Annotated in this window: 14 protein-coding genes; 11 read left to right on the top strand and 3 right to left on the bottom strand. The window is 66.2% G+C overall.

The window, feature by feature from the left end; translation table 11 throughout:
- Positions 1-5 precede the first annotated feature (5 nt).
- The 3 genes from groL to N825_RS25275 all read right to left on the bottom strand — a co-directional run bounded on the left by groL (position 6) and on the right by N825_RS25275 (position 2,950).
- Entirely contained in the window at positions 6-1,631 is a 1,626-nt protein-coding gene (groL, locus tag N825_RS25285) for a chaperonin GroEL (RefSeq protein ID WP_037458254.1), read from the bottom strand.
- Between the two features lie 32 nt (positions 1,632-1,663).
- Entirely contained in the window at positions 1,664-1,963 is a 300-nt protein-coding gene (locus N825_RS25280) for a co-chaperone GroES (RefSeq protein WP_037458252.1), read from the bottom strand.
- 213 nt (positions 1,964-2,176) lie between these two features.
- Positions 2,177-2,950 carry a DUF899 domain-containing protein gene (locus N825_RS25275; RefSeq protein WP_037458251.1) on the bottom strand — a complete coding sequence of 258 codons (774 nt, stop codon included), beginning with the start codon at positions 2,948-2,950 and terminating at the stop codon, positions 2,177-2,179.
- Positions 2,951-3,078: 128 nt separating this feature from the next.
- On the opposite strand from N825_RS25275, the gene N825_RS25270 reads away from it, so the two are divergent.
- From N825_RS25270 to N825_RS25220, 11 genes are all read left to right on the top strand, one after another.
- Positions 3,079-4,299, top strand: a complete 1,221-nt coding sequence (locus tag N825_RS25270) for an HTH domain-containing protein (RefSeq protein ID WP_037458249.1) — start codon at positions 3,079-3,081, stop codon at positions 4,297-4,299.
- Between the two features lie 9 nt (positions 4,300-4,308).
- Entirely contained in the window at positions 4,309-4,947 is a 639-nt protein-coding gene (locus N825_RS25265) for an NHL repeat-containing protein (protein WP_037458247.1), read from the top strand.
- Positions 4,948-5,159: 212 nt separating this feature from the next.
- The gene (locus N825_RS25260) at positions 5,160-5,651 is read left to right on the top strand and encodes a hypothetical protein (protein WP_157619531.1); all 492 of its coding nucleotides are present in this window, start codon (positions 5,160-5,162) and stop codon (positions 5,649-5,651) included.
- A 403-nt stretch (positions 5,652-6,054) separates the two neighbouring features.
- Entirely contained in the window at positions 6,055-6,975 is a 921-nt protein-coding gene (locus N825_RS36915) for a GntR family transcriptional regulator (protein WP_084165059.1), read from the top strand.
- Complete coding sequence (locus N825_RS25250; protein ID WP_037458245.1) at positions 6,972-7,154, top strand: hypothetical protein; 183 nt, start codon at positions 6,972-6,974, stop codon at positions 7,152-7,154. The genes N825_RS36915 and N825_RS25250 overlap by 4 nt, the downstream gene beginning before the upstream one ends.
- Positions 7,155-7,315: 161 nt before the next feature.
- Positions 7,316-8,518 (top strand): ABC transporter substrate-binding protein, encoded by a 1,203-nt coding sequence (locus N825_RS25245; RefSeq protein ID WP_051513034.1) that lies wholly within the window; start codon positions 7,316-7,318, stop codon positions 8,516-8,518.
- A gap of 106 nt (positions 8,519-8,624) precedes the next feature.
- Positions 8,625-9,392, top strand: coding sequence for an ABC transporter ATP-binding protein (locus N825_RS25240; RefSeq protein ID WP_084165058.1), 768 nt, complete (start codon positions 8,625-8,627; stop codon positions 9,390-9,392).
- Positions 9,392-10,153, top strand: coding sequence for an ABC transporter ATP-binding protein (locus tag N825_RS25235; RefSeq protein ID WP_051513032.1), 762 nt, complete (start codon positions 9,392-9,394; stop codon positions 10,151-10,153). The genes N825_RS25240 and N825_RS25235 overlap by 1 nt, the downstream gene beginning before the upstream one ends.
- Complete coding sequence (locus N825_RS25230) at positions 10,150-11,064, top strand: branched-chain amino acid ABC transporter permease (protein ID WP_037458244.1); 915 nt, start codon at positions 10,150-10,152, stop codon at positions 11,062-11,064. Before N825_RS25235 ends, N825_RS25230 begins: the two co-directional genes overlap by 4 nt.
- A gap of 14 nt (positions 11,065-11,078) precedes the next feature.
- Positions 11,079-12,143 (top strand): branched-chain amino acid ABC transporter permease, encoded by a 1,065-nt coding sequence (locus tag N825_RS25225; RefSeq protein WP_051513030.1) that lies wholly within the window; start codon positions 11,079-11,081, stop codon positions 12,141-12,143.
- 8 nt (positions 12,144-12,151) lie between these two features.
- Complete coding sequence (locus tag N825_RS25220; RefSeq protein ID WP_037458362.1) at positions 12,152-13,090, top strand: branched-chain amino acid--2-keto-4-methylthiobutyrate aminotransferase; 939 nt, start codon at positions 12,152-12,154, stop codon at positions 13,088-13,090.
- Positions 13,091-13,149 lie beyond the last annotated feature (59 nt).

Here is a 13,149-nt window from a genome sequence, read left to right as displayed (position 1 = left end):
GGTTATCAGTAGTCGTAGTCGCCGCCGCCCTGGGGAGCGGGGGCCTTCTTGTCGCGCTTCTCGACGACGATCGCCTCGGTCGTGATCAGCAGGCCGGCGATCGAGGCCGCGTCCTGCAGGGCGATGCGGACGACCTTGGTCGGGTCGATGATGCCGGCCTTCATCAGGTCGGTGAACTCGCCCTTCTGGGCGTCGTAGCCATAGTTGGTGTCGGTCGACTCCAGTAGCTTGCCGACGATCACGGCGCCATCGGCGCCGGAGTTGTCGGCGATCTGCCGGGCCGGGGCCACCAGCGCCTTGCGGACGATGTCGATGCCGACACGCTCGTCGGCATTGGCCGGGACCACGGCGTCGATGGCGCGGGTGGCGTAGAGCAGCGTCACGCCGCCGCCGGCGACGATGCCTTCCTGGATCGCGGCGCGGGTCGCGTGCATCGCGTCGTCTACGCGATCCTTGCGTTCCTTGACCTCGATCTCGCTGCCGCCACCGACGCGGATCACCGCGACGCCGCCGGACAGCTTGGCCAGCCGCTCCTGCAGCTTCTCGGTCTCGTAGGTGCTGTCGGACTCCTCGATCTGCGCCCTCAGGCGGGTCACGCGGGAGGCGATGGCGTCCTTGTCACCGGCGCCGTCGATGATAGTGGTGTGCTCCTTGGTGATCACGACCTTGCGGGCGCTGCCCAAGGTGTCGAGCGTGACATCCTCGAGCTTCATGCCCAGGTCCTCGAACAGCACCTGGCCGTTGGTCAGGATGGCGAGATCCTCGAAGATTGCCTTGCGGCGCTCGCCGAAGCCTGGCGCCTTGACGGCCGCGACCTTCAGGCCGCCGCGCAGCTTGTTGACGACCAAGGTCGCCAGCGCCTCGCCCTCGATGTCCTCGGCGATGATCAGCAGCGGACGCCCGCTTTGGACGACCGCCTCGAGCACCGGCAGCAGCGGCTGAAGCCCGGAAAGCTTCTTCTCGTGCAGCAGGATATAGGGGTTCTCAAGCTCGACCTGCATCTTCTCGGCGTTGGTCACGAAGTAGGCCGAGAGATAGCCGCGGTCGAACTGCATGCCCTCGACGATGTCCAGTTCGGTCTCGAGGCTCTTGGCCTCCTCGACCGTGATGACTCCGTCCTTGCCGACCTTGGCGACCGCGCGGGCCAGGATGTCGCCGATCTCGGCGTCGCCGTTGGCGGACACGGTGCCGACCTGCGCCACCTCGTCATTGGTCGAGATCTCCTTCGACCGCGCCTTGACGTCGGCGATCACGGCCAGGACCGCCCGGTCGATGCCGCGCTTGAGATCCAGCGGATTGAGGCCGGCGGCCACCGCCTTGGCACCCTCGCGGACGATGGCCTGGGCCAGGACCGTGGCGGTGGTGGTGCCGTCGCCGGCGAGATCGTTGGTCTTGGTGGCGACCTCGCGGACCAGCTGGGCGCCCAGGTTCTCGAACCTGTCGGTCAGCTCGATCTCCTTGGCGACGGTGACGCCGTCCTTGGTGATCCGGGGAGCGCCGAACGACTTGTCGATGACGACGTTGCGGCCCTTGGGACCCAGCGTCACCTTGACGGCGTCGGCGAGAAGATCGACGCCGCGCAGCAGCTTGTCACGCGCGTCGGTGGAGAACTTGACTTCTTTGGCGGCCATGGTCGAAATCCTTTAAAAAATGAAAGATGAAATCAGGCGAGGCTGGTCTCGAGCACGCCGATGATGTCCGATTCTTTCATCACCAGGAACTCGGCGCCGTCGATCTTGATCTCGCTGCCGGACCACTTGCCGAACATGACGCGGTCACCGGCCTTGACATCCGGGGCATGGAGCCGGCCCTGTTCGTCGCGCGTACCGGGGCCGACGGCGACGACCTCGCCCTCCTGCGGCTTTTCCTTGGCCGTGTCGGGAATGATGATCCCGCCCTTGGTCTTGGATTCCTGCTCGATACGGCGGATCAGAACGCGGTCATGCAATGGACGGAACGACATGGAGACTCCCTGTGTAACCCTGGTCTGGCCCACCGCCAGCCGGAACGCCCGCCAGAAGGCTGGTTGGCGCTCTCGGCCGGCGAGTGCCAACCAGACCTCAAAGTAGCTATTCCCATGTTCGTATTCAATCGGTATATCGGAAATCGCATGAAAGTCATATGACGGGAGGGCCGATACCCCGGTGGATACGGCCCTCCCGCAGGCCGACTTCCGTCATCGACCGTATTCGTCGTGGCGGCGCCACCAGACGCCGGTCTCATCTCGTCCCCGAGGCGCGCGGTCGAGCCACTGATAGACGCCCCACAGGCTGTCCAAGCCGCGCGCGTAGGTAGAATAGGTGTGATGGACGACGCCATCCTTGAGCGCGAAGGCGCTCATGCCCGGCCTGTCGCGCTGGAACGTCGCGGTGTCGGTCCCGCACTGGGCGGCGATGGTTCCCTCCGCCGCGGCGCCACCGCCTTCTCCTCCTTCGCGCCACGCGACCGCCGGCTCGCGGCGGTAATTGTAGTCGATGCCGTCGCCGCGCTGCTGTTCCTCGCTGAACCAGACGTTGAAGTCGGAATTGAAGTCGCTGGCGATCGAGGATGCCCACGGGAAGGTCCAGCCCATGCGCCGCTTGTATTCCCGCAGCTTCGCCAGCGGCGCCCGCGACACTGCCCAGAGCATCACGTCATGGTTGGCCAAGTGGACCGCGAAGCCGTTGAAGCCGTCCGCGATCATCGAACACGATGGACAGCCCGCCTTGTACTCCGGCCCGAACATGAAGTGATAGACCAGCAGTTGCGAACGCCCCTGGAACAGGTCGGCAAGCGAGGCGCCACCCTCGTCGGTGTCGAAGCGGTACTCCTTGTCGATCGGGACCCAGGGCAGCTCGCGCCGCCGCCGCGCCAAGTCGTCGCTCTGCCGCGTCAGGTCCTTCTCCGCCGCGAGCAGGTCGAGGCGCGCCGTTTGCCAATCCTCGCGTGTCCCGGTGATGTGTTCCGTCATCGTCCCTTTCCCCCCTCGTGTGATCAGCCGCGCGGCGTTACGCCGATCCGGCGGACTGGTTGGTGTTCGGGTGATAGGGTAGGCACCGGGCACCGAACGGCGGGAGTTACAAGTGTGACGGGATTGCGATGGACCCGCTGATCACGGCGGCGGCGCGTGCCCTGGCGGCGGGCGATCCCCTGGGCGCGCTGAACAGGGTCGCCCTGAGGGACGACGCGCCGGCCCTGGCGCTCCGGGGCATCGCGATGGCGCAACTCGGCGATCTCGTCCGCGCCCGGTCGCTGGTGCGGCGCGCGGCGCGGGCCTTCGGTCCGGGAGAGGCGCTGGCCCGCGCCCGCTGCGTCGTCGCCGAGGCGGAGATAGCCCTGGTCTCGCGCGACCTGGGCTGGCCGGCGAAGACGCTCGACGCGGCGCGGGCGGTACTGGAGGAACATGGCGATTGCCTGAACGCGGCACTCGCCCGCCACATCGAGGTCAGGCGCCTCCTGCTGATCGGACGTCTGGACGAGGCCGAGCGCGCTTTGTCCGCCGTCGACCCGTCCCCATTCCCGCCGGCATCCCGCACCGCTCACGAACTGGTCGTGGCGGGGATCGCGATGCGGCGATTGCGGACGGCGGAGGCGCGGGCGGCGCTGACGTTGGCCGGCCACGCGGCGCGTCATGCCGGCATCCCAGCCTTGACGGCGGAGGTTGAAAACGCTCGCCGCGCGCTGGACACGCCCGCGGCGCGCCTGATCGCGGACGGTGGGGAGCGTCTTCTCCTGCTGGCCGAGGTCGAGGCGTTGCAGGCGTCGGACGCGCTGGTGGTGGACGCCTGCCGCCATGCCGTGCGCGCGCCCCATGTGGTTGTCCCGTTGGCGAGCCGCCCTGTCCTCTTCGCCCTCGCCCGCGCGCTGGCCGAGGCGTGGCCGGGTGACGTGCCGAGGGACACCCTGCTCGTCCGCGCGTTCGGCGCCAAGTTCGCCGATGAATCGCACCGCGCCCGATTGCGTGTCGAGATCGGCCGGCTTCGCGGCGTGCTGCGAACCGTCGCGACCATCAGCGCGACCAAGCGGGGCTACGCGCTGGCACCGTGCGGCGCGCGGGATGTGGTCGTGCTGGCGCGGCCAATCGAGGAGCGCCACGCGGCGGTGCTGGCGTTCCTCGCCGATGGTGAGGCGTGGTCGAGTTCGGCCCTCGCCCTGGCGCTCGGCACCAGCCAGCGCACCGTGCAGCGGGCGCTCGACCAGCTCAAGGCGGCGGGCAAGGTCGGGTCGTTCGGCCACGGGCGGGCGCGCCGTTGGATCACCCCACCGGTCCCGGCATTCACGACGACATTGTTACTCCCCGCGCCCCTGTCGCTCGATTAGGGTTTTGGCATGAAAACATCATCCGCTGAAATCCTTCGGGAGCACGGCCCCTTCCCTGGCGTGGACCAGGTCAACGGGGTCACATTCGATGGCCGGAACGTCTGGCTGGCGTCCGGCGACAAACTAACCGCCTTCGATCCTGGCGACGGAAAGCCGGTGCGCTCGATCGAGGCCGCCGCCACGGCGGGAACGGCCTTCGACGGCCGGCACCTGTTCCAGATCGCGGAGGGTATCATCCAGAAGATCGACCCGGAGACCGGCCAAGTGCTGGGCACCATCCCGGCACCCGGCGGCGCCAGCGGTGGCGACTCAGGCCTCGCCTGGGCGGAGGGAACGCTTTGGGTCGGTCAGTACCGGGAGCGGAAGATCCATCAGGTCGACCCCGGAACCGGAGCGATCCTCCGCACGATCGGCTCCGATCGCTTCGTGACCGGCGTCACCTGGGTCGACGGCGCGCTCTGGCACGGCACCTGGGAAGACGAGGAAAGCAGCCTGAACCTCATCGATCCCGAGAGCGGCGAGGTCTTGGAGCGGCTGGAAATGCCGCCGGGAACAGGCGTCTCCGGGCTCGAGTCCGATGGCGCGGGTCGGTTCTTCTGCGGCGGCGGCCGCAGCGGGCTCGTGAGGGCGGTGCGCCGGCCGGGGTGAGGGGGCGGTCAGCTTCACACTCTCCGCGATCCATCCCCCTGTTAACCGCCACGAGATCAACACTGCGCAAAAGCCCACGGCTTATGGAAGCTATATGCATTCCCATGTATTCATGGAACATTCAGTAAAAAATAGCATGCCTTAATGCATAATAGCGTTTATCGTAACTGTATTCGATTGACGACCAATACTCGGATATGGATAGAGCAATCATGAAATCGACAACTCTCTGGTTAATTCGCGCGTCATTGATGGCGGCGGTGATGTTGCCAGTGGAATCGCACGCGTTGAAGTGTGACGAGATCGGCATCACGGATGAACAAATCGATGAGGCGACCGACACGAACCACATCGTCGAAGGGCATTGCAGTTTCACCCAGGCCCCTATGGATGCTTGCGAGGCAACTCAGAAGTCGATCTTCGATAGCCGATACTGTCTAGATGACGGCGATGCGCTCAAGCCGCTGATCAAGAGCTTGGTCAGGTCGGCGGCGTGCGAAGCCTATGAGGGCAATAACGGCCAGTATGATCTGGTGGGTGTGCCGGACGATCCGTTCATCGTTGAGCATGGACTCGGCTACGCGTCGATCATCAATTCGACCGATTGCGTCCTGACCAACCGGATGAAGGTGTTCTACAATCCAAGCGACCCGCACCAGACCGGCGTCTATTTCACGAATGCTTTCCCGTTCAAGCCGAAGTAATAATAGCGTGACGTCTCAGGCGTTTTCCGATGCGCGTACCAACATCGTCATTGCCGTGTTCATTGCCGTAGGTCGGGTAAAGCGAAGCGGCACCCGACCTACGGTTGAGAGCGGATCAACGAACCAACCGAAATAAATGTTTCATTCGCTGTGGATTGACGTTCCGCGCCGGTGGCACCTATGGCCGGTCTAGGTCTGAAATCTGCTGGAAGTCTCGATCCGGAGCATCGTGGAGAACTTCGGTTCGCTCTCCCTGCCCTTGCAGCACGTCTTCGCTGGCGCACTGGTTTCGATCGGCGTCGGCTTGTCGCTGCCGGTCCTGCCGAAGTACGGTGCCAGACCGGTTTCGCATAATCGGAAATCAGATCGCCCATAATGTAGTCATGCGCTGGGAAACGTCATTTTGGCGATTGACGCTCCTTTGCTTAAAGGTGAAACTGTCCACAGTCCACAGATTGAGGCGGTTCGGAACGTGAGTACGGCCCTTCCCAAGATCGACTTCCCACCACTTTCGCGAGGTCCGGCTTCCAGCGACGCGTCGGTGGAATCCGGGAACCTGGACCGTCCGGCGTCTTCGCAGTTCTCCATCGATATTTCGAAGATTTCAGATCATGTCCGAGATTTTCTGCTTGGGGAGTTGACTTCCGGGCGGTTGAAGCCGGGCGACCGGATTAACGAGGCGGAGTTGGCGCGGCGGTTCGGGATCAGCCGCAATCCCATCCGGGAAGCCATCTCGGGCCTGCTGCAGCGGGGATTCCTGGTGTCGGAGCCGCGGCGCGGCGCCTTCATGCGCAGCTTCACCGCCAAGGATGTCGACGACGTCTTCTCCTTCCGGATCTGTGTGGAAACCTTCGCCATCCGTCAGGCGATGCCGATGATGGATCCTGCGGCGCGGGCCGAGTTCACCGCCATCGTCGATCACATGATCGAGGCGGCGAAGGCGGGCGATGTCGGCGCGGTGCGTCATCTGGATGTCCTGCTGCACCGCCGCCTGTGCGAGCGATCGCGCAATCGCCAGACGCTGCGGGCGCACGAGGCGATCGACACCGAGATGCAGATGCTGATGGCCAGCGTCGATCTGTTCGCGGAGAGCCTGATCGACGGCGCCAGCGCCCATGTGCCGATTGCCGAGGCGATCATGGGCGGCGATCCTGAAAAGGTGGTAGCGGCTCTGACCGCGCATATCGAACAGACATGGCGCCACGCCCGCGCCTTCTACGAGGAGTTGGAGCGGGCCGAGGCCGCCGCCTCGAAGACGCGTCGCAAGCGATCCGCCGACCCCGGCGTTCACCCCATCGACCCCAGCGAAGAGGAGATCCCATGAAGTTCGCTCCCAACAAGCTTTACGTCGAGAGCTACATCAAGTGCCACAACTGCGGCGTCCTGATCTATGAGGCCAAGCGGCCGGAAGCCGTCATGAAGGGCGAGGAGATCTACTGTTCCCAATGGTGCGTGGACTGGGAAGAGGACCGGACGAAACGGCACGCCGCCGCAGCCGAATAACAAAGCCACCTTACTGAAATAAAAGATAGCGAATACTTTAAAAAACGCCGGACCGCCAAAGAGTCCGCGACGGGAGAGTTGCCGCCCCCAATAAAAATCGCCGTGACCGCGTGACCCGAAAATGGGCGCCGGCGCGGGCTGAACAGCAGGAGAGGCGAGATATGAAGATCAGGTTCCTGATGGCCGCGCTGTTGTCTGGCGTGGCCACCCTCGCGGGGACGTTTTCCGCCCAAGCGAAGGAGGATTCCGTCACCATCGGCATGGCGGTCGCCATGTCGGGCTGGATGGAGGCCTATGACGGCGAGGCCACCAAAATGGCCCAGTTGTGGATCGAGAAGACCAACGCCGATGGCGGCGTGCTCGGCAAACAGATCGCCACGGTCAGCGCCGACACCAAGACCGACCGCGTCGAGGGCGCCAAGGCCGGGCAGAGCCTGATCCAGCAGGGCGCCAACCTGCTGCTGGTCTCGGCCGACTACGACTATGGCGCCCCGGCGGCGCTCCAAGCGCAGAAGGCCGGCATCATCTCCGCGTTCCTGGGGGCGGCCGATCCCAAGGCCGGCGTGCTCGGCGTCGGGCCCTTCGCCTTCACCACGATCGCGGCGGCCCAGCTCGAGGGCGCCACCATGGGCGACTGGGGCTTCGAGAAGAAGGGCTTCCGCAAGGGCTACGAGCTGATCGACGAGAGCATCGAGTACAACAAGTCGATCTGCGCCGGCTACAAATGGGCCTTCGCCGCCAAGGGCGAGGTGATCGGCGCCGATACCTTCAAGGGTCTCGACCCGGTCATCAGCTCGCAGATCACCCGCATGACCGACGCGATCCGGACCAAGGGCGTCGACCACATCATGCTGTGCTCGACCAATCCAGGCGCCGCCAGCGCGCTGCGCCAGATCCGGGCCGCCGGCATCACCCTGCCCGTTTTGTCCGGTACCGCCATGGACGGGACCTATTGGCTGAACGCCGTGCCGAACCTGAAGGACTTCTACCTGCCGGTCCAGGCGCTTCCGGCCGGTGACGCCCGCCCGGCGGTGGAGGAGATCACCAAGGCCTATACCGCCAAGTTCGGCAAGCCGCCGACCACCCAATACGCCTATCCGATCTACGCCTGGCTCGACCTGTGGAAGGCCGCCGTCGAGAAGGCCGGCACGACCGACGCCAAGCCGGTGGTGGCGGAGCTGGAGAAGGCCAAGGACGCGCCGACGGTGCTGGGGCCGCGCTCCTTCACCAACAAGCTGCACATCCAGACCGACATCCCCCTGCTGATCACCTCCTTCGCCGGGGACAAGCAAAGCTTCGTCGAGGAGTGGCGCGTCGGCAAGACCATCCCCGACCCCGTGCTCTACCGCCTCGCCGGCAACTGAACCCCGCACCGTCACGGCGCCGCCCGACCTCTGAGGCGGGTGGCGCCCACTTACCGGTCGTCATGACCCGGTCGACATGAAAAGTCCGGTCAGAAGGAGGTTCTCCATGACCATGGTAGCGACGGAAAGAGCGGTCACCGCCGGCGGCGCTAGTGCCGCCGAGCTGCGGGCCGAGCATCTGACCGTGCGGTTCCAGGGGCTCGCCGCCATCTCCGACGTCAGTCTCCAGGTCGAGCGCCATCAGGTGTTCGGCTTGATTGGGCCGAACGGCGCTGGCAAGACGACGCTGGTCAATTGCCTGACCGGATTCCAGCGTCCGACCGAGGGGCGCGTGCTGGCGGGCCGGACGGACACGGCGGGCTGGAGCCCGACCGAGTTCCGGCGGAACGGCATCGCCCGCACCTTCCAGGCGGGCCGCCTGTTCACCGATATGACCGTCGTAGAGAACGCCGAGGTGACCGGCGTCAGCCTGGGCTTGAGCCGCCGGGCGGCGCGGGTCCAAGCCATGGAGCTGCTGGACTGGATCGGCATCGCCGACAAGGCGGACGAGCACGCCTCGATCCTGGCCTATACCGACCAGCGCCGGCTGGGCATCGCGCGGGCCTTGATGCTGTCACCCGCCTTCATCCTGCTGGATGAGCCGGCGGCCGGCATGTCGGACGCCGAGTGCGAGGACCTGATGGTGCTGGTCGCCTCGATCCCCACGACCTTCATCTGCGGCGTGCTGCTGATCGAGCACAACATGCGCGTGGTCATGGGCATCAGCGACCGCATCCACGTGCTCGACGGCGGCCGCACCCTGGCGGAGGGCACCCCCGGCGAGATCCAGCGCCACGAGGCCGTGATGGCGGCGTATCTCGGATTGGAGGCGTGATGAAGCCGCTTCTGGAAATAGACCAGATCCACGTCCGCTACGGCGACATGACCGCGCTGCGCGGCGTCTCGATCACGGTGGCCGAGAGCGAGGTCGTCTGCGTCATCGGCCCCAACGGCGCCGGCAAATCGACCACGCTGGCGGCGGTCGCCGGCGGCGTCAAACCCTTCCGGGGCGAGGTCCGGCTGAACGGCACCGCCATCACCGGCCGCGCGCCGGAGCGGATCGCCGCCCTGGGCGTCTCTCTGGTGCCGGAGGGCCGGCACATCTTCGGCTCGCTGACGGTGGACGAGAACCTGGCGATCGGCGGCTACATGCGGAACGACAAGGCCGGGGTCGCGGCCGACCGCGCCCGGCTGCTCGACCTGCTGCCGCGACTGGCCGAGCGGCTGCACTATCCCGCCGGGCGGCTGTCGGGCGGCGAGCAGCAGATGCTGGCGATTGCCCGCGCCGTCATGACCCGCCCGCGCCTGCTGCTGGTGGACGAGCCGTCGCTGGGCTTGGCGCCCAAGATCGTCGACCAGATCTACGAGATCCTGCTCGACCTGCGCCGCCGCGACGGGCTGACGCTGCTGATCAACGAGCAGTCGTCCAACCGCATCCTCAACCACGCCGACCGCATCCATGTGCTGCGCGCCGGCGTGATCCAGCTGGAGGGCCGCGCCGAGGACCTGCGCGACGGCGACGCGATCCGTCACGCCTATTTCGGCTTCGGCCACCAAGCCCCCGCCGCCCCGGCGGCGCTGGAGGCGGCGCCATGATCGGACTGCTGCAAAACCTGATCGACGCGCTCAGCCTTGGCAGCATCTATGCCCTGACCGCGCTTGGCATCGGCTTGCTGTTCGGCATCCTGCGGCTGATCAACTTCGCCCATGGCGATTTCATCACGATCGGCGCCTATGCCCTGATCGTGCCGTCCGCCGATGTCACCGCCCGCATGCTGATCGGCGATTTCAACATCGCGCTGATGCTGCCGGCCATCGCGCTGATCGTGATCGTCGCGGCGCTGCTGACCGACGCGCTGGTGTTCCGGCCGCTGCGCCGCTCGTCGCCGCCGACGCTGATGATCGGCTCCTTCGCGGTCAGCTACATCATCCAGAACGCGGTGCTGATGATGTACGGCTCGCGGCCCAAGGCGATCAACCTGTGGAGCGACGCCAACACGCAGGTGATCATCGGCGACCTGCGGGTCCCCATGCTCCAGGTGATCACGCTGGTGGTCACCCTGGCGCTGATGGCGGGGCTGTCGGTCTTCCTCAAGAAGTCGCGCTACGGCGTCCAGATGCGGGCGGCGGCGGAGGACTTCCGCATGGCGCAGTATCTGGGCGTGCGCGGCAACTTCGTGATCGGCCTCGCCTTCGCGATCAGCGGCATCCTGGCCAGCGCCGTGGCCCTCCTTTACGTCACGCAGTCCGGCTCGCTGAGCCACACCATGGGCGTGCCGCTGGCGCTGTTCGCCTTCGTCGCCGTGGTGATCGGCGGCATGGGCAGCCTGGTGGGCGCCGTGGTCGGCGGGTTCCTGGTCGGCTTCATCGTCACCATGCTCCAGGCCTACCTGCCGCCCGACCTCCGCGCCTTTCGCGACGCCTTCGCGTTCGCCTTCGTCATCCTGGTCCTGCTGGTGCGGCCCGCCGGGCTGGTGCCGGCGCGCAACACGGTCGAACGGGTCTGAGGAGGCACCGGGACATGTCAGCCAAAACGCTCCTCCCCGCCCTCGCCCGCCACCAATCCCCAGCACTGCTGGCGCTCTGCCTGCTGGCTATCGTGGCGCTGGCGTCGCTGACCGGATCGGACACCGTCCAGGTCACCGTGGCCGAGATGATGATCCGGGTCATCGTCGTGGTCGGGCTCTACGTCTTCATCGGCAATTCGGGAATCATCTCGTTCGGCCATATCGGCTTCATGTGCGTCGGGGCCTACGCCGCCGCCTGGGCCACCGCGCAGCCGACCTTCAAGCAGATCATGCTTTCGGGACTGCCGGTCTTCCTGCAGGAGGCCGAATATCCCTTCCTGGTCGCCGTGGCCGGGTCGTTCGCCCTGCCGGCGCTGGTGGCGCTGATCCTGGGGGCCGCCATCATGCGGCTGTCGGGAACGGCCTGCTCGATCGCGACCTTCGCCTTCCTGGTGATCGTCAACAGCGTCTATTCCAACTGGGATTCGGTGACGGCGGGCGTCAGCTCGATCATCGGCATCCCGACCGTGGTCGGCCCTTGGATCGGCTTCGCCTTCGCGCTGCTGGCCATCGCGGTGGCGCATCTGTTCCAGATCTCGCGCTTCGGCCTGATGCTGCGGGCGTCGCGCGACGACGAGGTGGCGGCCCGGGCGTCCGCCGTCGACGTCCTCAAGGTGCGGCTGGCGGCCTTCGTGCTGAGCGCCGCCCTGGTCGGGATGGGCGGCGGACTCTACGCCCAGTTCCTCGGCATCCTGACGGTAGATCCGTTCTACCTGAACCTGTCCTTCATCACGCTGGCGATGCTGGTGGTCGGCGGCATGTTCAGCCTGACCGGAGCCGTCTGCGGTGTCGTCGCCGTCACCGCGATCGTCGAGGTGCTCCGCTTCCTGGAACGCGGTGGCCTGGGCGTGGCATTGCCCCAAGGCAGCCAGGAGCTTGGCCTGGGCGTCTTGATGGCGCTGATCCTGGTGTTCAGGCCCAAGGGTCTGACGGGAGGACGCGAACTGAGGATCCCCCGCCGCTGGCCCCAGCTAGGATTTCGCCGGAAACGGCTCGAACAACGCCCGCAGGAAGGATGACCCCCGAGATGACCGAAACAGCAGCCTCCCCGTTCACCAATGGCGCCGCCTACATCGATGGCCGGTACATGCCGATCGCCCAGGCCGCGATCCCGATCACCGACTGGGGCTATCGGCGCTCCGACGTGACCTATGACGTGGTCGGCGTCTGGGACGGCGCGTTCTTCCGGCTGGACGACCATATCCGCCGGTTCCGCGCCTCGATGGAGTTCCTGCACCTGAAGCCGACCGAGAGCGACGACGAGATCAAGGCGATCCTCGAACGCCTCGTCCGCGTCGCCGGCCTGCGCTCCGCCTATGTCGCGATGGATTGCCTGCGCGGCGTTCCCCGCCCCGGCATGCCGCGCCACCCGGCCTATTGCCGCAACTATCTCGCCGCCTACGCGGTGCCCTGGGTGTCGGTCGCCAGTGCCGAGATGATGGAGCGCGGGCTCCACCTGATGATCGCCGAGACGCGGCGCATCCCGCCGGAATCGTTCGAACCCCGCGTCAAGAACTTCCACTGGGGCGATCTGACGCGCGGCCAGTTCGAGGCGATGGAGAAGGGCTGCGACTTCGCGATCCTGCTCGACGCCCAGGGCAACGCCACCGAGGGCGCCGGCTTCAACGTCTTCAGCATCACCGACGGCCGGGTCGCGACCCCCGATCGGGGCGCCTTGGACGGCATGACGCGGATGTCGATGCTGGAGCTGTGCGAGGAGCTTGGCATCCCGTTCGAGGTCCGGCCGGTCTCCGCCGCCGAGTTGCGCGACGCCGACGAGATCTTCACCTGCACGACGGCGGGCGGCGTCATGCCGGCATCCCGCATCGACGGCCGGATCATGGGCAACGACCGGCCGGGACCCATCTCCACCCGCCTGCGCGAGACCTTCTGGGCCAAGCGCGCCCAGGGCTGGCACGCGACGCCGATCGACTACGACAAGGCCGACCCGGAGATCGCCGGCTAGGCCAAGTTCCAAAAACCCAAGAACGAACAACAAGAAATCGCCGCCGAAGACAACAGCGA

Origin of the sequence: Skermanella stibiiresistens SB22, assembly GCF_000576635.1 — a bacterium.
In the GTDB taxonomy this organism is placed as follows: Bacteria; Pseudomonadota; Alphaproteobacteria; order Azospirillales; family Azospirillaceae; genus Skermanella; species Skermanella stibiiresistens.
This window is presented reverse-complemented; position numbering and strand designations above follow the sequence as displayed.